The 24,927-nt window shown below is 55.5% G+C and carries 22 protein-coding genes; 15 read left to right on the forward strand and 7 right to left on the reverse strand.

Annotated features, from left to right (window positions below; all coding sequences use genetic code 11):
* Positions 1–49 precede the first annotated feature (49 nt).
* Positions 50–2,272, forward strand: a complete 2,223-nt coding sequence (gene yccS, locus QC823_RS10555; protein WP_309656309.1) for a YccS family putative transporter — start codon at positions 50–52, stop codon at positions 2,270–2,272.
* 7 nt (positions 2,273–2,279) lie between these two features.
* On the opposite strand, the gene recG is transcribed toward yccS, so the two are convergent.
* Positions 2,280–4,358, reverse strand: coding sequence for an ATP-dependent DNA helicase RecG (recG, locus tag QC823_RS10560; protein WP_309656310.1), 2,079 nt, complete (start codon positions 4,356–4,358; stop codon positions 2,280–2,282).
* Positions 4,355–5,299, reverse strand: coding sequence for a hydrogen peroxide-inducible genes activator (locus QC823_RS10565; RefSeq protein ID WP_309656311.1), 945 nt, complete (start codon positions 5,297–5,299; stop codon positions 4,355–4,357). The genes recG and QC823_RS10565 overlap by 4 nt, the downstream gene beginning before the upstream one ends.
* A 159-nt stretch (positions 5,300–5,458) precedes the next feature.
* Here QC823_RS10565 and QC823_RS10570 point away from each other — a divergent pair, with 159 nt between their 5' ends.
* Positions 5,459–6,340, forward strand: coding sequence for an NAD-dependent epimerase/dehydratase family protein (locus QC823_RS10570; protein WP_309656312.1), 882 nt, complete (start codon positions 5,459–5,461; stop codon positions 6,338–6,340).
* A gap of 42 nt (positions 6,341–6,382) precedes the next feature.
* On the opposite strand, the gene QC823_RS10575 is transcribed toward QC823_RS10570, so the two are convergent.
* The 4 genes from QC823_RS10575 to gmk all read right to left on the reverse strand — a co-directional run bounded on the left by QC823_RS10575 (position 6,383) and on the right by gmk (position 9,965).
* Positions 6,383–6,772 carry a RidA family protein gene (locus QC823_RS10575; RefSeq protein ID WP_309656313.1) on the reverse strand — a complete coding sequence of 130 codons (390 nt, stop codon included), beginning with the start codon at positions 6,770–6,772 and terminating at the stop codon, positions 6,383–6,385.
* A 48-nt stretch (positions 6,773–6,820) separates the two neighbouring features.
* Positions 6,821–8,947, reverse strand: coding sequence for a RelA/SpoT family protein (locus tag QC823_RS10580; protein WP_309656314.1), 2,127 nt, complete (start codon positions 8,945–8,947; stop codon positions 6,821–6,823).
* A gap of 32 nt (positions 8,948–8,979) precedes the next feature.
* Positions 8,980–9,237 carry a DNA-directed RNA polymerase subunit omega gene (gene rpoZ, locus QC823_RS10585; RefSeq protein WP_309656315.1) on the reverse strand — a complete coding sequence of 86 codons (258 nt, stop codon included), beginning with the start codon at positions 9,235–9,237 and terminating at the stop codon, positions 8,980–8,982.
* A gap of 95 nt (positions 9,238–9,332) precedes the next feature.
* Positions 9,333–9,965 (reverse strand): guanylate kinase, encoded by a 633-nt coding sequence (gmk, locus tag QC823_RS10590; protein WP_309656316.1) that lies wholly within the window; start codon positions 9,963–9,965, stop codon positions 9,333–9,335.
* A 152-nt stretch (positions 9,966–10,117) separates the two neighbouring features.
* On the opposite strand from gmk, the gene QC823_RS10595 reads away from it, so the two are divergent.
* Complete coding sequence (locus QC823_RS10595; protein ID WP_309656317.1) at positions 10,118–10,729, forward strand: DNA-3-methyladenine glycosylase family protein; 612 nt, start codon at positions 10,118–10,120, stop codon at positions 10,727–10,729.
* A 99-nt stretch (positions 10,730–10,828) separates the two neighbouring features.
* Here QC823_RS10595 and QC823_RS10600 read toward each other — a convergent pair whose 3' ends face one another.
* Positions 10,829–11,404, reverse strand: coding sequence for a histidine phosphatase family protein (locus QC823_RS10600; protein ID WP_309656318.1), 576 nt, complete (start codon positions 11,402–11,404; stop codon positions 10,829–10,831).
* 191 nt (positions 11,405–11,595) lie between these two features.
* On the opposite strand from QC823_RS10600, the gene QC823_RS10605 reads away from it, so the two are divergent.
* The 12 genes from QC823_RS10605 (at position 11,596) to QC823_RS10660 (ending at position 24,915) form a co-directional block, all read left to right on the forward strand.
* Positions 11,596–11,889: a helix-turn-helix domain-containing protein gene (locus QC823_RS10605; protein ID WP_309656319.1), complete on the forward strand. Its 294-nt coding sequence runs from the start codon at positions 11,596–11,598 to the stop codon at positions 11,887–11,889.
* A complete protein-coding gene (locus QC823_RS10610; protein WP_309656320.1) occupies positions 11,879–13,171 on the forward strand; it encodes a type II toxin-antitoxin system HipA family toxin in 1,293 nt (430 codons plus the stop codon). Before QC823_RS10605 ends, QC823_RS10610 begins: the two co-directional genes overlap by 11 nt.
* 122 nt (positions 13,172–13,293) lie before the next feature.
* Entirely contained in the window at positions 13,294–16,824 is a 3,531-nt protein-coding gene (hsdR, locus tag QC823_RS10615) for a type I restriction-modification system endonuclease (protein WP_309656321.1), read from the forward strand.
* A gap of 65 nt (positions 16,825–16,889) precedes the next feature.
* Entirely contained in the window at positions 16,890–18,074 is a 1,185-nt protein-coding gene (locus QC823_RS10620) for an AAA family ATPase (protein WP_309656322.1), read from the forward strand.
* Between the two features lie 6 nt (positions 18,075–18,080).
* On the forward strand, positions 18,081–18,617 hold the full coding sequence (locus QC823_RS10625) for a hypothetical protein (protein ID WP_309656323.1): 537 nt from the start codon (positions 18,081–18,083) through the stop codon (positions 18,615–18,617).
* A 40-nt stretch (positions 18,618–18,657) separates the two neighbouring features.
* Positions 18,658–20,229: a class I SAM-dependent DNA methyltransferase gene (locus QC823_RS10630; RefSeq protein ID WP_309656324.1), complete on the forward strand. Its 1,572-nt coding sequence runs from the start codon at positions 18,658–18,660 to the stop codon at positions 20,227–20,229.
* 2 nt (positions 20,230–20,231) lie between these two features.
* Entirely contained in the window at positions 20,232–21,644 is a 1,413-nt protein-coding gene (locus QC823_RS10635) for a restriction endonuclease subunit S (protein WP_309656325.1), read from the forward strand.
* Between the two features lie 106 nt (positions 21,645–21,750).
* Positions 21,751–22,179, forward strand: a complete 429-nt coding sequence (locus QC823_RS10640) for a hypothetical protein (RefSeq protein ID WP_309656326.1) — start codon at positions 21,751–21,753, stop codon at positions 22,177–22,179.
* An 11-nt stretch (positions 22,180–22,190) separates the two neighbouring features.
* Complete coding sequence (locus tag QC823_RS10645; protein ID WP_309656327.1) at positions 22,191–22,724, forward strand: type II toxin-antitoxin system MqsA family antitoxin; 534 nt, start codon at positions 22,191–22,193, stop codon at positions 22,722–22,724.
* The gene (locus QC823_RS10650) at positions 22,717–23,205 is read left to right on the forward strand and encodes a hypothetical protein (protein ID WP_309656328.1); all 489 of its coding nucleotides are present in this window, start codon (positions 22,717–22,719) and stop codon (positions 23,203–23,205) included. Before QC823_RS10645 ends, QC823_RS10650 begins: the two co-directional genes overlap by 8 nt.
* Positions 23,206–23,287: 82 nt before the next feature.
* Positions 23,288–24,427, forward strand: coding sequence for an ImmA/IrrE family metallo-endopeptidase (locus QC823_RS10655; protein WP_309656329.1), 1,140 nt, complete (start codon positions 23,288–23,290; stop codon positions 24,425–24,427).
* Positions 24,424–24,915 (forward strand): DUF4411 family protein, encoded by a 492-nt coding sequence (locus tag QC823_RS10660; protein ID WP_309656330.1) that lies wholly within the window; start codon positions 24,424–24,426, stop codon positions 24,913–24,915. The genes QC823_RS10655 and QC823_RS10660 overlap by 4 nt, the downstream gene beginning before the upstream one ends.
* The last annotated feature ends 12 nt before the right edge of the window (positions 24,916–24,927 follow it).

Consider the following 24,927-nt stretch of genomic DNA (forward strand, 5'->3'; position numbering starts at 1 on the left):
CGCGATTATTTATACTAAAGTCTAAAATAACTCACCGATCAGAGCTTCTATGCCTATCGCACTGCCGCTGCGGCGCCTTTGGACTCTAGATAAATTCGCCTACAGCCTGCGCGTTTTTCTCGCCTTTAGCGGAGCGCTCGCCTTTGCCACGCTGTGGGGGGACGTCAGCTTTGTCATTCCGCTATTTCTTGGCATTATCGCCAGCGCCCTCTCTGAGACTGACGATAGCTGGCAGGGGCGGCTGCAGGCGCTTGCCGTGACACTTGTCTGTTTTGCGCTGGTCTCGCTGATCGTGCAAAAGCTTTTTCCTTGGCCGTGGTTGCTTGCCCTATGGCTTGCGGGCGCCACCTTTGGCCTGATCATGCTCGGCGCCATCGGCCAACGCTACGCCACCATCGCCTCGGGCACGCTGATTCTTTCTCTCTACGTCATGATCAACATCGAGCAGCACGGCGGTGTAGACGACGACGTCGCCTTTCGCCAACTGTTACTGCTGATCGGCGCTGCCTGGTACGGGCTGATTTCGGTGGTGTGGTGCGCGCTATTTTCGCGCCAGCCCGTCAAGCAGAGCATGGCCCGGCTCTACAAAGCGCTTGGCCACTACCTGGTATTGAAATCGGCGCTGTTTGAACCGGTGCGCGGGGTCGACATCCACGCCCGGCGCGTGGCCCTCGCGCGCCAAAACGGCCAGGTCGTGGCGGCGCTCAATCACGCCAAAGAAATACTCCTGCGCCGCATGGAAGGACAGCGCGGTAACCGCAAGCTCAATCGCTATTTACAAATCTACTTCATCGCCCAGGACATTCACGAACGCGCCAGCTCCACCCACTACCCCTACAGCGCGCTGACCGAGGCGTTTTTTCATCATGACGTGCTGTTTCGCTGCCAGCGGCTGTTGGACCAGCAGGGGCTTGCCTGCCGGCGGCTGGCGAAATCGCTGCTGCTTGATCGCGCCTTCGACCACCGCCAAAGCGAAGAAGCGCTGGCAGATTTGCGCGCCTCCATCGCCAACCTACGCGACCGCGATAAGCCCGAATGGCGCCCGCTGATTCAACCGCTCAATGCGCTTGCCGATAACCTCACCACCTTGGAAGCGCAGATTGCCAGCGCCCATAACCCCGATGCCAGCGAGCCGCGCCGCGATACCGCCCTGCTTGATCGCTCGCCGGGGAGCTTGTTAGAGGCGTGGAGGCGCGTGCGGCTCAATTTGACCCTGGGCTCACCCACCTTTCGCCACGCCGTGCGCCTGTCACTGGCGCTGCTGGCGGGGTATTTGCTGCTGCAGTGGCTCGACCCGGAGCAGGGCTTTTGGATTTTGCTCACCACGCTGTTCGTCTGCCGGCCCAACTTTGCCACCACGCGCCGCTTTTTGATCAAACGTATTCTTGGCACCGTGCTGGGGCTATTGGTGGGTTGGGCGTCGATTAGCCTTTTCCCGCAACCCAACGTGCAGAGTTTGATTGCGATCGCGGCCGGGGTGAGCTTTTTCGCCACCCGCGAGAAGCACTACATGATCGCCACCGCCTCGATCACCCTGCTGGTGCTGTGCAGCTTTAACCAAGTGGGTGATGGGTTTGATCTGATCTGGCCACGCCTGTTTGATACCTTGATCGGGGCACTGATTGCGGGGCTCGCGGTGTTTTTTATTCTGCCCGACTGGCAGGGGCGTAAGCTTTACCGCGAGGCGGCGAAGGTGCTCGATAGCCAGCGCCGTTATCTCGACGAGGTGATTCACCAGTACGAAGCCGGCAAGCAGGACGATCTCGCCTATCGGCTGGCGCGGCGCAATGCCCACAATAGCGACGCGGCGTTTTCGACCCAGATGAACAATATGCTCCACGAGCCGGCATACTACCGCAAACAGGAGACGGAGCACGGTCTGCGCTTTTTAGTGCTTTCGAACACCCTGCTCAGCCACCTCTCGGCCCTTGGTGCCCACCGTCATCGGCTGACTGACGAGGAAGACGACGTCACGCTCGTGCCAGTGGCCAAGCACGTCAGCGCGCTGCTCGGTGAGCTTGCCGAGCGGCTGCGCACGCGCCAACCAACGGATGACCTTAGCGAGCAGGTGGCAACGTTACTGCGCCAGCTGGAAACACCCACCGCGCGGGAAACACATGCGCTGACGCTCTATCGCCCGATGCAAAGCCAGCTGCGCTTGATTGCCGAGCAACTAACGCCGCTGGCAAAAGCCGCCAACCGGCTGATCGCGATCAAAACGCCAACGCCATCTTCATCTTCTTCGTCATCGCCTTCATCCCCACCGGGGTGACGCCGCCCTACACCTGGCCGTAACGCCCGGCGGCATCGCCGAGCCAGCGACGCACCAGCACGGCAGTAGCGTGATCGTCGCCCTGTAGCGCTTGTGCCAGCGCCGTAACGCGCTCTAATAGGTCGGCGTCACGCTCAAGATCGGCGATTTTCATCTGCGCCAGCCCCGTCTGGCGGGTGCCGAGCACTTCGCCCGGCCCGCGCAGCTCCAAGTCTTTTTCGGCGATGCGAAAGCCGTCGGTGGTTTCGCGCATTACGCCGAGCCGCTCGCGGGCGCTTTTGGACAGCGGCGGGTGATAAAGCAGCACGCAAAAACTCTCGGTGCTGCCGCGCCCCACCCGACCGCGCAGCTGGTGCAGCTGCGAAAGCCCCAGGCGCTCGGGGTTTTCGATAATCATCAGGCTGGCGTTGGGCACATCCACGCCCACCTCGATCACCGTGGTGGCCACGAGCAAGTCCAGCTCGCCGGCTTTGAAGGCGTCCATCACCTCGGCTTTCTCGCCGGCTTTCATGCGCCCATGCACCAGGCCAATCGCCACCTCGGGCAGCGCCTCGGTCAGCTCGTCGCGGGTTACCTCCGCGGCCTGGCACTGCAGCACCTCGGATTCCTCGATCAGCGTGCACACCCAGTACGCTTGGCGACCGTCACCGCAAGCGCGGCGAATACGCTCGACCACCTCCGGGCGGCGTTCATCCGACACCACCACGGTTTTCACCGGCGTGCGCCCAGGGGGCAGCTCGTCGATCACCGACACGTCCAGATCGGCGTAGGCGCTCATGGCCAAGGTGCGCGGGATGGGCGTGGCGGTCATGATCAGCTGATGCGGAGTTAGCCCGCCGGCTTCGCCTTTTTCGCGCAGCGCCAGGCGCTGATGCACGCCAAAGCGGTGCTGCTCGTCGATAATCGCCAGCCCCAAGCACTGAAAGTGCACATCATCTTGAAACAGGGCGTGGGTACCCACCACCATGCGAGCACGGCCGTCGGCAATCGCCGCCTTAGCGTCTAGCCGTGCTTTGCCTTTGAGCTTGCCCGCGAGCCAGGCGACTTCGACCCCTAGCGGTTCAAACCACGCTTTAAAGGCGCGGTAGTGCTGCTCGGCGAGAATTTCCGTCGGCGCCATGATCGCCGCCTGACAGTTGCCCGCCAGCGCTGAGAGCGCCGCCATCGCCGCGACCACGGTTTTTCCCGACCCCACGTCTCCCTGCACCAGGCGCAGCATCGGCGCGGCGCGGGCGAGATCCAGGCCGATTTCTTCGAGCACACGGCGCTGGGCACCAGTCAGCGCAAACGGCAACTGAGCCAGAAAGCGCGCCTGCAGGCTACGCCCGGAGGGCAACGCCGGTGCGCCGTCGGATTGAATCCGCAGCCGTACCTGGCGCAAGCTAAGCTGATGCGCCAACAGCTCCTCCAGCGCCAGCCGCCGCGTGGCCGGGTGCTGGCCGCTGGTCAGCGGCTCAATATTCACATCGGGGGGCGGCTGGTGCAGTAGGTGCAGGCTGGCGTGCAAGCCGGGTAGGCGAAAGCGCGCCAGTAGCGCCTCGGGAATCACCTCCGGCAGCGCCTGGGGGTCGTTATCGAGCAGCGCTAGCGCTTGCTCAGCCAACGCCCGCAGACGGGTTTGATTCAAGCCCTCGGTGGTCGGGTACACCGGTGTGTAATACTCCTCCACCGGCGCCGCCCCCGGTGTCGTCAAGCGGTATTCCGGGTGGTAAAGCTCCAAGCCCGTGGCACCCGCACGGGCCTCGCCAAAGGCGCGCACGGTGACGCCGGGGCGCAGCTGTTGCTGCTGCGCGGGCGAAAAATGAAAAAACCGCAGGCTGATAATGCCGCTGGCGTCGCGCAGACGCACGAGCAAACTGCGGCGTCGTCCTTTGACCACGTCAGAGGCCGTCACTTCGCCTTCCACCACCGCCTCTTGCCCAGCGCGCAACGTGCCCATCGGCGTGAGGCGCGTGCGATCTTGGTAACGCAGCGGCAAATGAAAGAGAATATCGCTGACTTGCTCAATCCCCAGGCGCGACAGTTTTAACGCCAGCGCTTCACCGACGCCTTTTAGCGCCGTGATCGGGGCGTTAAGCGTGCTCATGAGACAGCGCTTTGCTCATCGACCGACCGGCCATGCACCGGCTGGCGGCATTGGGAAATCGCTTGAATCAGTGCCTCGATGGCCTTAGGCCGCGGGAAGCTCGCTCGCCAGGCAATCGCCACGGTGCGTGAGGGCGCGGGGGAGGTAAAGGGGCGGCTGACCAGCATGGCGTTTTCATACGCATCGGTACCCAACGCCGATTGGGGCAGCACGGTAATGCCCAGCTTGGAGGCCACCATGTGGCGAATGGTCTCAAGCGAGCCGCCTTCGGCAATCAGCGTATTGTGCGGGCTATTGAGCTTCTGCGTGATCGCCGGGCAGGCTTCAAGAATTTGATCCCGGAAGCAGTGGCCTTCCCCGAGTAGCAGCAAACGCTCTTCGAGCAAATCCTCTTTATGAATGGCGTCGCGCTCAACCCACCGGTGGCTGGCGGGCATTAGCACTTCAAAGTGCTCCTCGTAGATCGGCTTGGTCACCACATCGGTTTCGGTAAACGGCAGCGCCACGATGATCACATCCAACTCGCCGCTACGCAGTTTACCGCGCAGGTTTCCGGTCATCCCTTCTTCAATGTAGAGCGGCATTTGCGGCGCGGCATTGGCAAGCGCCGGGATCAAATGCGGAAACAGATACGGCCCGATGGTATAGATCGCGCCGATGCGCAAGGGATTGGCGAGCTGGTCTTTACCCTCACTCGCCATGGCATAAATCTGGCTGCTCTGCTCTAGCACGCGCTGCGCCTGGGCGACGATTTTCTCCCCCAGGGGCGTGACCTGGACGGTTGATTTTGTGCGTTCAAACAACGCGGCTTCTAGCTCTTCTTCGAGCTTTTTCACCGCCACCGAAAGCGTTGGCTGAGAAACATGGCAGCGCTCCGCCGCGCGGCCAAAGTGGCGCTCTTGGGCAAGGGTTACGATATAGCGCAGTTCTGTTAGAGTCATAGCGGCGCCGTGGCATCCTCTGTTAGTCACCGGTGTGTCGTCGTCACCCAGACGACGGGGTCTGGCTGGCCAGCACTTGCCGACGCGACCAACCCTTTCGTGCATTTTAAAGGAGGGAAGCGGCCGCTAATAGGGATTATTTATTGCGAGGAGAGCAACATGGCATTAACCGTACTGATTATCGGCTGTGGTGATATCGGCATTACCTTAGGTCGCGAGCTGTTAGGCGAAGGCCACCGCGTGATTGGCGTGCGCCGCCACGTTGAAGCACTAGAAGGCACCGGCATTGAACCGTTGGCGCTGGACCTCGACACGCTTGATGACGCTGACGCCAGCGCGCTGCCCCAAGCGGACTACGTGATTTACACCGTCAGCGCCGACCACTTTGAAGAGAGCGCCTACCGCCGCGCTTACCCCGAGGGGCTTAACAACGTGCTCAAGGTGCTTGAACAGCAGGCTAGCGCGCCTAAGCGCGTGTTGTTTATTTCATCCACCAGCGTTTACGGCCAGCAAGAGGGCGAGTTGGTCAACGAAGAGAGCCCCACGGAGTCCACCAGCTTTTCCGGGGTCTTGATGCGCGAGGCGGAGCAAGCGCTGATTAACCACCCTATTCCCGGAACGGTCGTGCGCTTTTCGGGGATTTACGGGCCGGGCCGTGATCGGTTGATCCACCAGGTGGTGGAAGGTCGGGTAGCCGCGATTACACCGACGGTTTACTCCAACCGCATTCACCGCGACGACTGCGTGGGCATTTTGCGTCACTTTATCGACAGCCAAGAGCGAGACCAGCCGCTGGAGTCGCTTTACCTTGCCAGCGACTGCGAACCGGCAGCGTTACACAACGTCATGATGTGGCTTGCGTCACAGCTTAAAGTTGAGGCCACCCAGACTATGCAGTCGCCGCTGCGCCGCCGCACCAGCAAACGCTGCGATAACTCACGGCTACTCTCCACCGGCTACACCTTCCACTACCCCAGCTTCCGCGAAGGGTATGCGCAGGTGCTCAAAGCCGGCGGTTTTTTAACGACTCAAAAAGTGTAACGACGCAGAAAGCGTAGCCCCAAGCTTTTTAACCCGAGGCGTTTAGTCGCCCAGCACCATCACGGCTTCGGCTTCGACCTGGGCGCCTTTGGGCAACGCTTTCACGCCGACAGCGGCGCGGGCAGGATAAGGCGACGCAAAGAACTCTTCCATCACGCGGTTAACAATAGCGAAGTTTTCCAGGTCCACCAGGTAGAGATTGAGCTTAACGATATCGCCAAGCGATCCCGCCGCTTCGTCACACACGGCCTGCAAGTTGGTAAACACCTGGCGAGCCTGCGCTTCAAAGTCATCCGAGACAAGCGCCATGGTGGCGGGGTCGAGCGGAATCTGACCTGACATATACACGGTATTCCCCGCTTTCACTGCCTGAGAATACGGGCCAATCGCGGCGGGGGCTTTCTCGGTATTAATAACCGCTTTATTACTCATAATGAGCACTCCTTATGGATAAAAAAATAAGAGGGGGTATAAAAGAAATTACTTACCTAAGCGGGTGATTTTACCCACGTTAGGGAGATTGCGAAGACGCTTGATAATGCGCGCGAGATGGACGCGGCCTTTCACCGCCAAGGTGATATTGACCGTTGAAAGCCGGGCATCGCGCTCCTCAATACCAATACGCTCGATATTGGCATCGGCATCGGTCACCAGGCCAGCAAGTTCTGCCACCAGGCCGCGGCGGCTTTCAATTTCGATGCGCAGCGCCACAGGGAAGTCGGCGTCGGTTTCTTCTGACCATTCCAGTGCGAAAAGCTTTTCCGCGTCGGCTTTATCCACCACGTTTTTACACTCCGCGCGGTGAACCACTAGCCCCTTACCCGCCGAGAGATGCCCCACCACGGCATCGCCAGGCAGCGGGTGGCAGCAGCGCGCAAAGCTTGTCACCATGCCTTCACTGCCGCTGATCACCACCGGCTGGCTGCTCGCTGCCTGTGCAGGGACGGCGCTGCCACCGTCCGCTAAATCCATCAACCGCCTGGCCACCGCATGGGCGATCCGCGTGCCAAGGCCAATCGATTCCAACAGGGCATCCTGGTCGCTGACATCGAACTCTTTTAATGCGCGTTTGATGACCGCCGGATCCAGCTCTTCCAAGCTGGTGTCGAATACTGACAAAGACTTATTTAACAGCCGACGACCCAACTGGATCGCCTCGGCCTGCTGCTGATGTTGCAGCGCATGACGAATCGCCGAGCGTGCTTTCGCTGTGGTGACAAAATTGAGCCAGGCAGCGTTGGGACGTGCCGCTGGTGCGGTGATAATTTCCAGCGTCTGCCCGCTTTCCAGCCGAGTAGAGAGCGGTGCCAGCTGACGGTCAATCCGGCAGGCGATGCAGTTATTGCCAATATCGGTGTGAACGGTGTAGGCAAAATCAATTACGGTAGCGCCCTGAGGCAGCTCCATGATGTCGCCTTTGGGCGTAAACACATAAATATCGTCGGGAAAAAGGTCATTTTTGACGTGTTCGATAAATTCAAGCGAATCGCCGGCGTGGCGCTGCATTTCCAGCAAGCCTTTCACCCAGGCGCGGGCGCGAGCGCGGCTACCCTCGGCAATCGGATGCTCGGTTTGGCCCGCTTTATATAACCAGTGGGCGGCAATGCCATTATTGGCCATCGCCTCCATTTCACGGGTGCGAATTTGGACTTCGATGGGCATTCCGCGAAAACCAAAAAGGGTCGTGTGTAAACTTTGATAGCCGTTGGCTTTGGGGATGGCAATATAGTCTTTAAAGCGCCCCGGCACAGGCTTATACACGTTATGCACCACGCCCAAAATACGGTAACAACTGGCGACATCTTCGGTGACGATGCGAAAGCCAAACACGTCCATGATCTCGGCGAAGGGCTTTCGCTGGTCGCGCATTTTGCGGTAAATCGACAACAGGTGCTTTTGACGCCCCATCACCGTGCCATTGAGCCCTTCATCGTCCAGGCTCTGCTGCAGTGACGCTTGAATCTCGCGCATGGCGCTACGCCGATTGCCACGCGCGCTGGCCACCGCCCGCTTGATGCGCTCGGCGCGCATCGGGTAGATGGCCTGAAACGACAGGTCTTCAAGCTCGACGCGAATGGTATTAATGCCCAACCGCCCGGCAATACGGGCGTAAATTTCCAGGGTTTCGCGGGCAATCCGGCGTTTTTTATCCGGCCGCAATGCGCCCAGGGTGCGCATGTTGTGCAGGCGATCGGCGAGTTTGACGATAATCACGCGGATATCCCGCGACATCGCCAACACCATTTTTTGGAAGTTTTCCGCCTGGGCGACGGCTTTATCTTCGAACGTAATCTGAGTGAGCTTAGACACACCGTCGACAAGCTCGGCCACAGGCTTGCCAAACTGCGTTTCCAGCGCGGACTTCGCCACGCTGGTATCTTCAATCACATCGTGCAACATGGCCGCTATCAAGCTCTGATGGTCCATGTGCATATTGGCCAGAATATTGGCCACCGCCAGTGGGTGGGTCACATAAGGCTCGCCGGAGCGGCGACGCTGACCATCGTGAGCCTGCTCGGCGTAGTAGAAGGCGCGTTTAACCTGCTGAATCTCATCCGGGGGAAGATAGCCGCCAAGTCGATCCGCTAGGTCATCAATGGTAAACATTTACGCGCCTCTATCGCTGTCAGGTTCGCTTATCAGTCGTCAACCGGGAGGCTTGCAGCAACCGGGCGGGCGCGAACCGGCGCTTCCACTGGCTCATCCAGTATGGTGTGATCCACCAGGCCAGCGGCAATTTCACGCAGCGCCATGACGGTGGGCTTATCGTTTTCCCAAGGCAGCAGGGCATCACGCGAGCCGCGCGCGAGTTGGCGTGCACGATGGGTGGAAATCATCACGAGTTTGAAGCGGTTTTCAACGTGATCTAGGCAATCTTCAATAGTAACGCGAGCCATGGGGGCCTTCCTGTAATGACGGCCGGGCCGACGCCGTCAAGTTTAGTTAACGGCGCCAGCCCAGTAAAAAAAGAGGATTTACACAATCCGATAGATTACTCGACGCTGGGCGCCTGTGACAAGAGCGCATCCAGCAGCGGCGCATGGTGTTCACGCATGGACACCAGGGTAATGCGGCGGCTAATGACGAGAGACTTAAGCTCTTCAAGAGCCGTGGTGAAATCGTCATTGATCACAAGGTAACCGTACTCGTCGTAGTGCAACATTTCACTGACGGCATCGCGCATGCGTCGCGCAATGATCGCGTGCTCATCGGTCCCTCGACTCGCCAAGCGACGCTCTAGCTCACTGCGTGAGGGCGGCAGGATAAACACCGACACCGCCTCGGGCATCTGCTCACGCACCTGACGCGCGCCCTGCCAGTCGATTTCCAGGATTACGTCCTGACCCACGTCAAGTAGCGTCTGCACAGCCTTGCGCGAAGTGCCGTAATAGTTATCAAACACCTTGGCATGCTCAAAAAACTCACCACGCGCGATCATCGCCTCAAAGTCAGCCACGTCGGTAAAATGGTAGTTAACGCCATCAACCTCGCCCTCGCGCTTAGCACGGGTGGTGTGCGATACCGAGACCTGAATGCCATCCAGACTCTCGACCAGCTCGCGAACTAAACTGGTCTTACCTGCCCCCGACGGCGCAGAAACAACAAATAATGTACCTTGGGACATACGCGCTTCCCTTGTTGGCGAAGGAACTGTAATTAACAAAAGATTCACGCAGCAACGAGCTTACGCAACGGAAACATCAGCGACACACAGAAGAAGTAGTATCGCACACCCGTCGACGCGACTGTAGAGTGTTGATAGCAAACGGAGACACCATGACACCGACAACAATTGCCCACGCCATGCAGGCGCTGGCCGCGGCCGACCCGGATATCGCCCGCGCTTACCCACGGGTAGGGGCGCCTGAACCACGCCATCGCGATCAGGGCTTTGCGACGTTTTTCAGTACTATCGTCAGTCAACAGCTTTCCACCGAGGCCGCCCACGCGATTATGGGCCGGGTCAATACGCTGCTGCCCGAACTCCACGCCAAAGCGGTGATCGACATCGAAGACCAAGCGCTGCGCGATGCCGGGCTTTCCTGGCGCAAGATCGAGTACGCCAAAGGGCTGGCAGAAGCCGAACTCGCCGGCACTTTTAGCGCTGATGAACTTGAACAACTAAACGACAACGAGGCCATAGCGGCGATTACCCAACTACACGGCTTTGGTCGCTGGAGCGCCGAAATCTACCTGATGTTCTCGCTGCAACGCCCGGATATTTTCCCCGCCGACGATCTTGCCCTGCGAGTGGCACTTGGTCGTTTAAAAGGCATGGACGACAAGCCCACGCCCAAGCAGGCCCGTCAGCTGGTGGAACATTGGGCGCCCTGGCGCAGCGTAGGCTCGCTGTTTTTGTGGCACTACTACCGCGGCGAGCCCTTATAGCAAACGCCTTATTAATATCGCCCAGCGTAAAATTTGCAGCTGCGGATGAGGAGCGAATAATTTGCCCTGTTTCGTTGCAGGAAATTGTTGGAAACCGGCTTAAGGCACGCTAATACTTAACCGCCCCACCACTGGCAATTCGTTTCCATCGGGACGCACTATGATCATATCGCCAGACCCCAAGCCGCTGCCGACCAACGCCGAGATATTGACCTGATGCGTCACCAGCAGCAGGTTGCCCGGCCCCTGCCACGACAAAATGCGCTCACGCGCGGCTTGGGTGCGCTCCGACCGTTCACTACGCTCACGAAAAAAAGAATCTAGCCACGGCGCAGGAACTACCTCGCCCACCTCCATGAGCTCAGCGGTTTCCTGTGCTCGGCACCAGCGCGATGAATAGACCGCGTTAATCGGCACGCCTCGCTCGCGTAACGCCTGGCCAGTTGCTTTTGCCTGAGCCCGCCCTTCGGCGGAAAGATTGCGCTGAGTATCGCACTGCTCCAATACAAAGCCAGGCGGATCGCCTACGCCCGGTGCCAACGCGTGACGCATCAAAATTACCAGCCCGCCCTCCTGCAGCGCCTGCCAGGTAGCATCATATGCTTGAGCGCTGATGGGGAGCATGCCCAAAGCACCCAGAAGCAGGATTAACGTAAAGTGGCGTAGGATGGGCATGGGGACACCTTCATCATCGATAAGTATTAAAAAGCAAAAGGCGATATTTACGTGATACCCATCAATTTTTTCAATTCTAGATGCGCTGCGTCTCGAATTGAAAAATAGCAGATATAGATATCATGATATCCAAATAAAGCCTAAATAAGCTATAATAGCTACAATAATATCCATATCAGGAAAACTGTCGAATGCACCGTTTTTTGCTGTTAGACGATACCGATGTGCAGCAAGCCTTTGCTGCTCACCTACGCCGGTTACGCGAACAGGCCAAGCTATCCCGCGTGGCTCTAGCAGAACGCAGCGGTGTGCCCGCCCCTACTATCAAAAAATTTGAGCTCACGGGGCAAATCTCATTTCGCCAGCTACTGTTGCTATGGCAAAGCCTAGATGACTTGGCGCGGCTATACGCGCTGACTCAGGAAGACGCATTCAACGCCAAGATACCTTCCTCAATCGATGAGGTACTCAAAGATGGCTTTTAAGCCTACGCAACGGCTGAACGTGACGCGTACGCTATCAACCGGTGAACAGGTAACGGCTGGCGTATTGGCACAAAACCGCCAAGGGGTATTTTTTCAGTACGCGGAAGGTTATGTGTATCAGCATGGCAATCTATCGCCCTTTACGTTACAACACGACCTGACACTTCAGCCCGCCCCTAGAGCGCCACATCGAGGGCTTCACGGCGTATTTGGCGACTGTTTACCCGATGGCTGGGGACTGCTGCTGCAAGATCGCGTCTTTCGTCAGCATGGCATAGCGCCTACGCAACTTACGGCGATGGACCGGCTGGCATTTGTTGGCCAACGTGGCATGGGCGCACTGGCCTTTGAGCCAGAATCAGAGGCAGCGCCTACACAGAGCAATTTCGAAGACCTGGCGACACTCGGCCTCCAGGCACAGGCCGTTTTTGATGGGCAAACCGAGGACGTACTCAGCGCCTTGGTCGCAGCGGGTAGCTCCGGCGGGGCAAGACCGAAGGCACAGCTTTTTATACCTCCTGGCCAATCGAAAGCGTGCAGAACCTATGCTCAGCCAGAGGATGACGCTTGGCTGGTCAAATTTACCTCTCAACACTTGCCACTGGGTCACGAAGAGGGGCTGTGCGAAGCAGCATACCTGGACTTGGCTAAAACAGCAGGCCTTGAGCCGCCCGAATGGCAGTTGCTGCGCATACCTACGCCAAAGGGTGAGCGCGCCTGGCTTGCTATCAAACGGTTTGATTGGATCCATCAGACAAACCCTGCGGGGCGTCTCCATATGCACAGCGCCTGTGGGCTGCTGGATGCCGATTTCCGAACCCCGAGTCTGGATTACGCTGACCTTATCAAAGCCAGCCGCCAGCTGTGTAAATCCCCCGCCGTAGGCCAGCTGCAATTCCGACGCGCACTGTTTAACTTATTTGCCTGCAACCAGGATGACCACAGTAAAAACTGGGCGTTTCTGCAGGATGATCGCGGCCAATGGAAACCAGCACCGTTTTATGATGTTACCTTTAGTCCCCACCCTTTTTCAGAACACGCCACTGCTTATATGGGTTTTGGTAAGCAGCCCTCAATAAAAACCATCCGGCAGCTCGCCGCCCATGCAGGCTTTGCCAACTGGAAACAGGCTCAGCCGCACGTCCAGGAGATCGTGGACGTTATTGGCACTTTCCCGGCTGTGGCAAAAGATCTTGGTGTGCAAGCCAGTACGATCAAGCTGATCACCCAGCGATTGAATCAAGCGTGGCGGGAAAATAAGAGGCTACTGCTGGCAAAATGACCTCATTAGCTAACGCCAACCTCCAAAAGTACACTTAGCCAAGTACCCCTTGTTTCATTAGTATGGGTGGTGATGAAACACTGCGACAAAGCCAATTGGCAAAGATGTGGAGAGTAAATGTCATGACATCACCCTATCTTCCCAGCAACTTTGGCTTTTTAGCAGAGCATGATGCGCTGTTTGTCGAACTGGCCGCCGCTGCCGAACATGCCTTTGTTAGCGACCCCAACACCACCTTGATTAAGCTGCGCCAATTGGGAGAAGCGCTTGCCCAGCACATGGCAGCGATCTCTGGGGTTGAGTTTGATAACCAAACCAGCCAAGCCGACCTGCTCTACCGCTTAAACCGCGAGCTGCGCCTGGAACCCCAGGTGAAAGAGCTATTTCACACCCTGCGAGTTGAAGGCAACAAGGCCACTCACCAATTTCGCACCCGCCACAAAGAAGCCATGGATGGCCTGAAGCTGTCCCGTGAACTGGCTATCTGGTTTCACCGCTCCTTTGGCAAGGCAGGCACTACCTTCAAGCCCGGCCCTTTTGTACCGCCCGCCGACCCTAGCGCACAGCTGCGCCAGTTTCAGGCCGATATCGAAAAACTCCGCCACGAGCTCCAACACGCCAACAAGGCGCTGGACAGCAGCCAACAGCTTAGCCAGCTGGTCGAGCAGGAGAAACAAGAGTTTGAGGCGCTGGCGTTGGCCATGGACGAAGAGTCACGCGCCCTGGCAAAACAGGCACAAAGCCACGAACAGGCGTTAGCCCAACAGCAGCAAGCTTACGAAACCAAAATTTGCGCCCTGCAAACACAGCTCACCGCCCAGGGCGAAAGCAGCGTTAATCAGCAGCGCCAGCAGGTAGTCAGCAAAACCCAAGCCGCCAGCAACACTCTGGTACTGAGTGAAGAGCTAACGCGCCTACTGATTGACCAGCAGCTCAATGAAGCGGGGTGGGAAGCTGACAGCCAAGAGATCCGCTATCAAAAAGGCGCCCGCCCCGAGAAAGGTACCTACCGCGCCATTGCCGAATGGCCCACTCAGCCCGCAAAACAAACCAATGGCCAAAAAGACCGAGCAGACTACGTGCTGTTTCTTGGCTTAACGCCGATTGCCGTGGTCGAAGCCAAGAAAGAGAACATTAATGTCGCGGGCAAAATTGATCAATCTGAGCGCTACAGCAAAGGCCTAAGCGTTGAACCACCGCTGGTGGGCGCCTGGGAGCTTGCCGGGCGCACCATCGCCTGGCCCGCCGATGAAGAGGGCCATTTTAAAGTGCCCTTTGTATACTCCTGCAACGGTCGCCCCTACCTGCCCCAGCTAGCCGAACAGTCGGGCACCTGGTTTCGCGATGTGCGAGAACCCAGCAACACCCGCCGCGCCCTGCCCCGCTTTCATACCCCCGGCGGCCTGCTAAACCTGCTGGAGCGCGATAGAGAAAATGCCGACAAACTGCTTAAACACGAGCCTTTCGGTTACCTACGGCTTAGGGAGTATCAGCAAAAGGCAATTCTGACTACCGAGCACGCCCTGGCCCACGGCAGCCGCGATGCCCTTCTGGCCATGGCCACGGGTACCGGTAAAACCCGTACCATTATTGGTCTTATGTATCGGTTTTTAAAAACCGAACGCTTTCACCGCATTCTGTTTCTGGTCGATCGTACCGCCCTTGGCGACCAAGCCATTGATGCCTTCAACGAAGCCCCGTTAGAGCAGAACCAAACCCTAAGCAAAATCTACAATGTGGCAGAGCTGGGTGATATGGCAGCAGAAGCCGAAACCCGCGTGCAGGTCGCCACCGTGCAAGCCATGGTGAAGCGCATTTTTGCCAGCGATGCGCCGCCGCCGATTGATCAATTCGACTGCATCATCATCGACGAAGCCCACCGCGGCTACACGCTCGACCAGGAGATGACCGAAGGCGAGCTGGCCACCCGCGATGCCAGCCAGTACCTCTCCAGCTACCGCCGGGTGCTCGACTACTTCGATTCGGTCAAAATCGCGCTCACCGCCACCCCGGCCAAGCATACCAGCGAGATTTTTGGTAAGCCGGTTTACACCTATTCCTACCGGGAAGCGGTAGCGGACGACTGGCTGATCGACCACGAGCCACCGATTCGCTATGCAACCCTGCTGACCCAAGAAGGCATCCAGTTTGAGAAGGGTAAACCTATCGAGGTGGTCAACACCCAAACCGGCGAAGTCGATACCACCGAACTAGAAGACGAGCTGCGCTTCGATGTCGACGCCTTCAATCGCCAGGTCATCAACGAAAACTTCAACCGCGTAATCTGCGAACAGCTAGCCGAAGAGTTAGACCCGTTTGGCGACGAAAAAACACTGATTTTTTGCGCCACCGACCTTCACGCGGATATGGTCAAACGGCTGCTAGATGACGCCTTCAAAGCGCTGTATAACGGCAGCTACAACCAGGCAGCAGTGGCTAAAATCACCGGTAAAAGCGACAAGGTTGACCAACTGATCCGGCGCTATAAAAACGAGCGCTATCCCAATATCGCGATTACCGTGGATCTACTCACCACCGGCATCGACGTGCCCCAAATTTGCCACTTGGTGTTTATGCGCCAGGTACGTTCGCGGATTCTGTTTGAACAGATGATTGGCCGCGCCACCCGGCGCTGCGATGAGATCGGTAAGACCGTGTTCACCATCTACGACCCGGTGGATATCTACGCCGCCCTGGCCGAGGTCAACACCATGAAGCCGCTGGTGCGTGACCCCAATATCAGCCTTACACAGCTAGTTGATGAACTGACCGATGAGCACCAGTTGGAAAATGCGTTGAATAGCCCCGGCGAACAGCCGGACGAAAGCCAAGCCGACGTAGTGCTCAGCCAGCTCAGTCAAAAAGTCATGCGCGTACTGCGTAAGGCCGACTCCAAAGCGGAAAATAAACCCGCGCTTAAACAAAAGCTTGATGACCTGCACAACCTATGGGGCGTGGAGCCGAGCAAGCTTCATGAGCACTTACATAAGCTAGGGCCAAGGCAGGCATCCGCGTTTCTTCGCCAACATAGCGGCTTGATACACCAGCTAGCCGAGGTGAAGCACTTGGTGGGCAGCGACCGTATGCCGGTGATTTCCGACCACGACGATGAGATTCGCGAGCGCAGCCAGAGCTACGGTGTACATAAACGCCCGGAAGACTATCTGGATAGCTTCAATGCGTTTATCAGCGAGCAGATCAACCAGTCCGCCGCCCTGGCCGTGGTGGTTAACCAACCCCGCGACCTTACCCGAGCGCAGTTGAAAGAGGTTAAAGTGCTGCTGGATAACCACGGATACTCGGAAGCCAACCTGCAGAGCGCGGTGCGCAACCACACCAATCAGGATATCGCCGCCAGCATCATCGGCCACATTCGCCGCGCCGCCCTCGGCGAGCCGTTAAAGCCGTTTGAGCAGCGCGTCGCCGATGCCATGGATCGCCTCTACACCCAGCACGACTGGACGCCCAACCAACGCAAGTGGCTGGGAAAACTGGCCAAACAGCTCACCAAAGAAGTGATTCTCGACCGAGAGACCGTCAACCAGCTCCCCGCCTTCCAAGGCGGCGCAAAGCAGCTGGATAAAGTGCTCGGGGAGCAGTTGGATAACGTATTGGAAGAGCTCAATGAGGCAATATGGCCAGAAACCGGCTAATTCCACCTTGAAAACACACCATAAAGAGCGCAAAATCAACAAAATATTGTTAAATATTGAAGAATATGATCAAAAACCTGAGCTTCAAAAATTTCTACAGCTTCGCGGATGATACCGTCATCGACTTTGCCTTGGGCAAAAAGCCCACGCCCTCAGGCTACGATATCGATATCAATGGCGAACGCTACAACAAAGCTATTGCGGTAGTAGGCGCAAACGGCTCAGGTAAAACACAGTTTCTAAAGCCGTTGGCTTTTTTACGCTGGTTTATCGCTAACTCCTTTCTGGGCGGCGACCCCGAGAGGGATATCCCCTTTGCAGCACATCTTCTCCATACCGATACCCCTAGTCGTTTTGAGCTTGAGTTCATGTTGGCAGGTACCGACTACCGCTACCTCCTCGAACTCACTCCTCAAGAAGTGCTCTTTGAGGCGCTCTATGAGAAGACCAGCACTCAGTTCAGCTATCTTTTCAAACGGGAGAAGGGTGAGCAAGGCTATCGTTTCAAACACAAAGGCTTCCCCTTTCCGAAAGCTCAGGCTGAAAAGCTGCGGGGTAACGCCTCATTGATTAGCGCCGCGTATAGCTACGACATTGAGGCGGCAAAACCCTTTATCGACTTCTTTACTCGTATTGAAACCAATGTGGTAAGCACTGGACGCCAACATTTTCAGCACGGCGATCTTCTGAGCGCTGCAGAAAAGTTTCATAAGGCACCTGATTTGCTCAATCGTATGTCAATTGCCATGTGTGAATTTGATCTTGGATTAAACAGTGTTGATATACGAGAACTCACAGCCCGCGACGATACTGGCCAAGAGAAAGAGATCTTCCTTCCCTTTGGCACGCACACCGCAGAAGACGGCCGCTCCTTCGAACTCTCGTTCTTTGAGGAATCAAGCGGCACTCAGTCCGCTTTTGTGCTGCTCGAACCTATTTTGAATACCCTGCAAAACGGCGGTGTGGCCGTGATTGACGAAATCGACAATGACCTGCATCCACACTTAGTGCCGCATCTGCTGGAGTGGTTTGAATTTGACCACACTAATCCACATCAGGCGCAGCTCATCTTTACCTGCCATACGCCGGAAGTACTGAACCTGCTGCAGAAACATCAAATCTATCTGGTTGAGAAGCACAACCAGCTGAGTGAGGCCTGGCGGCTGGACGATATGGCAGGACTACGCGCCGACGATAATCTTTATGCCAAATATATGGCTGGAGGCCTTGGCGCCACCCCGGAGTTGTGAATCAACATGGCAAGGAAACGCATCTCCCAACATCGCCAGCGCCAGGCTAGCAAAACTACCCTCCTGATCGTCGGTGAAGGTGCCGACGATCAGGCCTTTATCAAACATATGCACCAGCAGCTTCGGCAAAGACAGAGCGGCATCAAACCAAAGATTGAAAAACAGTCGGGTGGCTCACCGGGCAATATCATCGATAACGCAACGCGAAAGTACGTCCACCAAGATTTTGATCAGCGCTTTATCGTGTTGGATGCCGATGTACCACTGTCACAGCAGGAGCGTGATAAAGCACGCAAAAATGGCTACTGCCTTATTCTCTGGGCACCTACTTGTCTTGAAGGCGCTTTATTAGAGGTTCTCGGAGAACGCGTGGGTGCCCATGAAACCGCTCAGCAGCTCAAAAATCGTTTACATCCTCGATTAAACGGCAATCACACTCAACCGGAAGCCTACTCAGAGCTGTTCCCCGGAGCAGTATTACAAATATCAGGCAACGACTCCGTCAATACAGTCCGCAGCGCCCTAGCCGGACAACTCATTTAATACCCCCGCTCATCATTAAAGCGGGTTAAAAGGCTTTTCCATGACCCATAACGACATCGTTCAAAAACTCTGGAATCTGTGTGACGTACTGCGCGATGAAGGCATCAACTACTCCGACTACGTCACCGAGCTGGTGCTGCTGCTGTTTATCAAGATGGTGCATGAGAACACCGAAGCAGGCACCCTGAAAAAGCACCCGCTGCCGGAAGGTTGCCGCTGGACGGATCTTAACAATAAATCCGGCATTAACCTGTTGGACGACTACAAGCGCATTCTGCTCAGCCTCTCCAGCGGACGCGATGGTACTGGCCGCTTGATTCATACCGACTCGCTAATCAGCGCCGTGTACGCCGACGCGCAAACCAACCTGCGGGAGCCTCGCCACTTAGAGCAGATGATCAAAACCCTGGATCAAATCGACTGGTTTAGCGCGCAACAAGATGGCCTGGGCGATTTATACGAGGGCCTGCTGGAGAAGAACGCCAACGAAACCAAATCCGGCGCGGGCCAGTACTTCACGCCCCGAGCGCTGATCAACAGCATGGTACGCTGCCTAAAGCCCCAGCCCGGCGAACTCATTCAAGACCCGGCGGCGGGTACGGCGGGCTTTTTAACCGCCGCCGACCAGTACATCAAAGAGCACACCGACGACCTAGCTGACCTGGACGCCCAACAGCAGCTTTATCAGCAAAACAAAGCCTTTGTCGGCATTGAACTGGTGCCCGGCACCCGCCGCTTGGCGTTAATGAACTGCCTGCTACACGGGATGGAAGGCGACGACGACGGCGTGGTACATCTAGGCAACGCCCTGGGCCAAGCGGGCGCAAGCCTCGCCAAAGCCGATGTCATACTGGCCAACCCGCCCTTTGGCACCAGCAAAGGCGGTGACGCCAGCATTACCCGCGACGACCTGACATTTAAAACCAGCAACAAGCAGCTGGCGTTTCTTCAGCATATTTACCGCAACCTAAAACCCGGCGGTCGTGCTGCCGTTGTATTGCCGGATAACGTGCTGTTTGAAGCGGGCGTGGGCACCGATGTGCGCCGCGATCTGATGGATAAGTGCAACCTGCACACTATTTTGCGCCTGCCTACCGGCATTTTTTATGCCCAGGGCGTGAAAACCAACGTGCTGTTCTTTACCAAGGGCAGCACCACGGATAAGTATCAGGAAGAAGGCTGCACCGAGAACGTCTGGGTCTACGACCTGCGCACCAATATGCCCAGCTTCGGCAAGCGCACGCCTTTTGGCGAACAGCACTTAAAGCCGTTCGAAGCGGTTTACGGCAGTGAGCCCAATGCCCAGAGCCCGCGTCAGGAAGGCGAGTGGTCGTTCAACGCCGAAGAAATCGCGGTGGATCGTGAGGCCACTGAGGAAAACCAGAACGTTGATGATGACCGCCTCGCTAAATCCCGCTGGCGCTGCTTCTCCCGCGAGTGGATTTGCGATACCAAGGGCGACTCGCTGGATATCAGTTGGCTCAAAGATAAAGACAGCATCGACGCCGCCGACCTACCCGCGCCTGAAATGCTGGCCGGTGAAGCGATGAGTGAACTGACATCAGCGCTTGGTGAGCTTGATAACTTAATGCTGGCATTGAGAGGAACCTAATAATGTCAAAGTTAGCTTCACTCACAACAGAAAAAATAATGCATTTAAAAAGCTCATTTAGTTTTCCTAATGATTGGTGGGTTACGTATGCACAACTCGCATTTAATGAGGTTAGAGATGGCACGCATGACTCACCTAAGCAGTCAGAAAAGGGAGTTCCTTTAATAACATCAAAAAACTTGGTTAATGGTTCTATTGATTTTAAAAACACTAAAACCATTTCTTTTGAAGATCACTTAGAAATCTCTAAACGCTCAGGGGTTAGCACTGGAGATTTACTTTTCTCAATGATAGGTACTATCGGAAATGTTGCATCAGTTCCAGAGAATACAAATTTTAGTGTAAAAAATGTTGGTTTATTTAGAAAAAATGACTCCCTTTTAAACAGGAGGTTTTCTTTTCATTGGTTAAATTCACAGCCATATCAAAACTATCTTGAAGAACACAAGAGAGGAGGCAATCAAAAATTTGTTTCTCTTGGAATTTTACGTGAGTCGCCTGTTCCAATTGCTCCCCTCGCCGAACAAAAAGTCATCGCCGAAAAACTCGACACCCTGCTGGCGCAGGTTGAAAACACTAAAGCCCGCCTTGAGCGCATTCCGCAAATCCTCAAACGCTTTCGTCAATCCGTGCTGACAGCCGCGGTGAGTGGGCGGTTGACGGAGGAGTGGCGATCAGGAGATAACCCTGAACAGGACTTCAAAAAAGTCGCAGATGCAGGAGTAGCAGTTAAGACTGGGCCTTTTGGCAGTGCTCTCCACAAGTCAGATTACGTGCATGGGGGAATACCAGTCATCAATCCTATGCATATATCGGAAGGAATAATTACACCTTCCGATTCTATGACAATCTCACAGCAGAAGTACTATAGCCTCGAAGCCTGGCACCTTCGCAAAGGCGATATCATTGTTGGCCGAAGGGGTGAAATGGGTCGAGCAGCCGTTGTAGACAGCGATGAAGCTCAACTGTGCGGAACAAGCTCCATGCTTCTACGGGCTGGAAACAATGCATTGCCTAAATATCTTGAGATCATACTCAGGTCACCAACTGCTGTTAGTTACTTCAATTCAGCATCAGTTGGCTCAACTATGGTGAACCTCAATCAGAAAGTTATTAAAAACCTTGAGGTTTATTTCCCACCGTTAGACGAACAAACCGAAATCGTCCGCAGCGTAGACCAACTTTTCGCCCACGCCGACCGTATCGAGCAGCAGGTCAATCAGGCCCTGGCGCGAGTAAATAACCTCACCCAATCCATCCTCGCAAAAGCCTTCCGCGGTGAGCTGACCGAGCAGTGGCGCAAGGATAACTCCGAGCTGATTAGCGGCGAGAACAGCGCTGAGGCGCTACTGGAGAGGATCAAGGCAGAACGGGCGGCGAAATCGCCAGCAAAACGCCGCAAACGTAGTGCATAAGCGCCTGAACCCATTAGCAATTAGACGTAACAACGGCTAGGCAAGAAAGTACAACATGAACGAATAAGCAGCGGGCACATCAAATTGATTGGAAAAAGTTACCATTATGGTAAACAATACAACCAACGTTAGCGCCTATTCAGGGCAACCGCCTAGCGAAGCCGGTAACAAACGAATTCACATTGAAGGCGGGCCGCTATACGCCGTAACCGACGTACTATCGCTGCTGGATGCAGGAGACGAACAGACGGTGCTATGGACACGCAAGTGTGTAGCAAATGTTCAACAACTTGCTTACGACATATCAGACGTCCGTGCGTTGCTAAAACAAGCGCTGACCGGTGGTCAGTATTTAAAATCTGAATGGTGTGTGCAGAAGCCAACAGGCCCATGGGCTGCATGCGATAGCTACCGCTTGCAGAGAACCGAGTGGATAGAGCGTGCACACAAAGAAATGCACATAGAATATTACGTAAAATATGCGATTGGCAAAACGGGCAAGCTACTGCTACTGGTTTCTTGCCATATATCGTAACGAGGAGTGTCATGGCTAATCACATTTGTCCGATCTGCGAATCTGGGCAGCTTCATACCCGTAGCGAATGGATGGACGTTGAGCACATGGGCCAACATGGCCGCATTGAAAGCCACTTTTTGGCTTGTGATAGCTGTGGTAGTGAGCAGGCAGGAACAAAGGAAGCACGTGAGAATAAGCGCGCAATGACTGCTTTTAAGAAACAAGCGCAGGGGTTGCTCACTGGCGCAGAAGTGCTCGCATTACGTAAACGTTGGAAATTAAGCCAGCAAGACGCTGCCCGCATCTTTGGTGGTGGCCCTGTGGCGTTCTCTAAGTACGAATCAGATGATGTCATGCAGTCTGATGCAATGGATAAGCTGTTACGCGTCGCCGATCAGGTGCCAGCCGCGCTGGAGAAGCTGAAAGCCGATGCGGGAGTAACAACCAGAGAAACTCGCCTTTGGAAAACGACTTCTATCGTCGGGTTACGCTCATTCTCACCCAAGGTAAATACTAAAGTAATCCAGTCTCATGAGATCGAGCGTGAGGCCTGTTATGGCTAAAGCTAAAGTAAGTAAAAAGTTACAACAAGCGATTGATAGCTTGGTCATCCACGATGTTTATCTCAAATCCACACAAGCTGAGTGCGAAGACAGTTTTGATCCCAAGTCAGCCGATAGTTTAGAAGTGCTGTCGGTGCAGCAAATGCACATTGTGCGTAAAAGTGAAGTGATACAAGTGGATGGCGACGACCAACTGGTACGCATCTACATTCGCCTTGGGGCTCGCTGGGTTTCACAACAAGAAGAGGGTGATGAGCCTAATATACAAGCGCTGATAGAAGGGGAGTTTATAGCAGAGTACCTAGTCACCGACCCATTAGAGCAAGAAGCAATAGACGAGTACGCGCTTAAAAATGCCAGTTATCACGTTTGGCCCTACTGGCGCGAATTCTTAAGTTCACAATGCGAACGCTTGCGCTTACCGCGGGTCGTTTTACCTACCGTTCAGTTTAGCAAGCAACCCGATCCTATAGCAGATTGACCGGCCCATCACATACTGGGCGCTATGTCCGGTGCTGCTAGACTTATTTGATCTACGCAGATAGTTACTAGGAAAGCCCTGTATGGCCAAGGCAAATATCAACACCCAGATGCTGACCTGGGCGCGCGAGCGCTCCGGCATCCCGGTGCCTGAATTTGCACATAAGTGCGGAGTAAGTGAAGAAAAACTGCTGGCTTGGGAAGCGGGTGAACAGCCCCTTACTTTCCGCCAGGCGATGCAGTTTGCCGAAAAGGCCTATGTTCCTTTTGGCTACCTGTTTCTTACGGAGCCACCTGAAGAGGGGTTGCCCATTCCCGATCTTCGAACGCTGGAAGGCCAAGGCGTCACACGGCCAAGCGCTGAGCTTCTTGATCTGATCAAGCTAATGCTTCAGCGCCAGGAGTGGTACCGGGACTATTTAAAGCAGCACTTTGCTAAGCCCAACCTACATGTTGGCCGCTTTTCTGCTAATCACTCTTTCGATGAAATCGTCGCCGACATGCGCTCTCAGTTAGGCGTTGGGGATCACCCAAAGCGTGGCAAATGGGATGACTATTACCGCGATTTAACCCAGCGAATCGAAGCACTGGGCATCCTGGTTATGCACCAAGGCGATATGGGCCACTACACACGCCCTTTGCGTGTTGAAGAATTTCGCGGGTTTGCCATTGTTGATGACTACGCACCTATCATTTTCGTCAATCATGGCGATGCGCTAGGCGCGCGTTTATTCACATTGATTCATGAACTCTGCCATATCTGGATTGGGCAATCTGGCATTTCCGACGGAAATGCTAATACACACCGTCAGCAGGAAGTGCTTTGTAATGCCGTTGCGGCAGAGTTTTTAGTGCCAGAACGCGAGTTCAGCTCTCTTTGGCAACACGATTTCGCGCACTGGCAAGATAACTTACCCCCGCTGGAAGCTCATTTTCACGTCAGTACCTGGGCATTGGCCCGCCGTGCGCTGACGCTCAATTTTATCTCCCAAGGGCAATACAGTCGCTATATTGCTGACCAGCAGGCTAAGTATGAGGCTAATCAAGGTAGTGGTGGGCCAACCTACTACAAGGCCAAAAAAGCCCAAATCAGCCAACGCTTTTCCAAAGCGGTCGTTAGTGAAGCGCTGAGTGGTCAGTTGATGCTACGCGAAGCGAGCAACCTGCTAGGCGGGGTCAAACCGAATAAGATGGAGCGCTTCGCTAAGGAGCTGGGAATTTGAGATATTTACTGGACGCAAATACCTATATAGAAGCGAAAAACCAGTATTACGGCATGGATATTTGCCCCGCTTACTGGGACTGGCTGGATAAGCAGTTTGCGCTAGGTACCATTGCCAGTGTAGATATGATTGGCCGCGAGCTAAAAGAAGGCAAGGATGAGCTCGCCGCTTGGGCCCGCAAACGGCCAGACCACTTCATCAACAACGACGACGAGCGAACACAATCACTGTTCGCTGACATCGTGCAGTTCGTTATGGAAGGGGACTACAACCCTGGCAATCGCGACAACTTTCTGGCAAAAGCCGACCCGTGGATTATTGCCAAAGCTAAAGCCATCGGCGCCAGCGTGGTCACCCATGAAACTGTCGCGCCCGTTAATACGCGAAAAGTTAAAGTACCTAATATCTGCCAGCAATTCGAAGTACCCTGCCTCAACACCTTCCGGTTTCTGCGGGAGTTAGAAGCTCGGTTTGTTCTCGGTCAATAAATAAGCCAAACG

Source organism: Vreelandella vilamensis, from assembly GCF_031451755.1.
GTDB lineage: Bacteria > Pseudomonadota > Gammaproteobacteria > Pseudomonadales > Halomonadaceae > Vreelandella > Vreelandella vilamensis.

Coding starts and splice junctions, on each gene's coding strand:
- recG (WP_309656310.1), bottom strand. CDS start 4,358: ATGAGCACGCTTAACGCCCCGATCACGGCGCTAAAAGGCGTCGGTGAA.
- QC823_RS10630 (WP_309656324.1), top strand. CDS start 18,658: ATGACCCATAACGACATCGTTCAAAAACTCTGGAATCTGTGTGACGTA.
- QC823_RS10570 (WP_309656312.1), top strand. CDS start 5,459: ATGGCATTAACCGTACTGATTATCGGCTGTGGTGATATCGGCATTACC.
- rpoZ (WP_309656315.1), bottom strand. CDS start 9,237: ATGGCTCGCGTTACTATTGAAGATTGCCTAGATCACGTTGAAAACCGC.
- QC823_RS10640 (WP_309656326.1), top strand. CDS start 21,751: ATGGTAAACAATACAACCAACGTTAGCGCCTATTCAGGGCAACCGCCT.
- yccS (WP_309656309.1), top strand. CDS start 50: ATGCCTATCGCACTGCCGCTGCGGCGCCTTTGGACTCTAGATAAATTC.
- QC823_RS10625 (WP_309656323.1), top strand. CDS start 18,081: ATGGCAAGGAAACGCATCTCCCAACATCGCCAGCGCCAGGCTAGCAAA.
- QC823_RS10595 (WP_309656317.1), top strand. CDS start 10,118: ATGACACCGACAACAATTGCCCACGCCATGCAGGCGCTGGCCGCGGCC.
- QC823_RS10580 (WP_309656314.1), bottom strand. CDS start 8,947: ATGTTTACCATTGATGACCTAGCGGATCGACTTGGCGGCTATCTTCCC.
- QC823_RS10565 (WP_309656311.1), bottom strand. CDS start 5,299: ATGACTCTAACAGAACTGCGCTATATCGTAACCCTTGCCCAAGAGCGC.
- QC823_RS10610 (WP_309656320.1), top strand. CDS start 11,879: ATGGCTTTTAAGCCTACGCAACGGCTGAACGTGACGCGTACGCTATCA.
- QC823_RS10620 (WP_309656322.1), top strand. CDS start 16,890: ATGATCAAAAACCTGAGCTTCAAAAATTTCTACAGCTTCGCGGATGAT.
- QC823_RS10575 (WP_309656313.1), bottom strand. CDS start 6,772: ATGAGTAATAAAGCGGTTATTAATACCGAGAAAGCCCCCGCCGCGATT.
- QC823_RS10655 (WP_309656329.1), top strand. CDS start 23,288: ATGGCCAAGGCAAATATCAACACCCAGATGCTGACCTGGGCGCGCGAG.
- QC823_RS10635 (WP_309656325.1), top strand. CDS start 20,232: ATGTCAAAGTTAGCTTCACTCACAACAGAAAAAATAATGCATTTAAAA.
- hsdR (WP_309656321.1), top strand. CDS start 13,294: ATGACATCACCCTATCTTCCCAGCAACTTTGGCTTTTTAGCAGAGCAT.
- QC823_RS10600 (WP_309656318.1), bottom strand. CDS start 11,404: ATGCCCATCCTACGCCACTTTACGTTAATCCTGCTTCTGGGTGCTTTG.
- QC823_RS10605 (WP_309656319.1), top strand. CDS start 11,596: ATGCACCGTTTTTTGCTGTTAGACGATACCGATGTGCAGCAAGCCTTT.
- gmk (WP_309656316.1), bottom strand. CDS start 9,965: ATGTCCCAAGGTACATTATTTGTTGTTTCTGCGCCGTCGGGGGCAGGT.
- QC823_RS10650 (WP_309656328.1), top strand. CDS start 22,717: ATGGCTAAAGCTAAAGTAAGTAAAAAGTTACAACAAGCGATTGATAGC.
- QC823_RS10645 (WP_309656327.1), top strand. CDS start 22,191: ATGGCTAATCACATTTGTCCGATCTGCGAATCTGGGCAGCTTCATACC.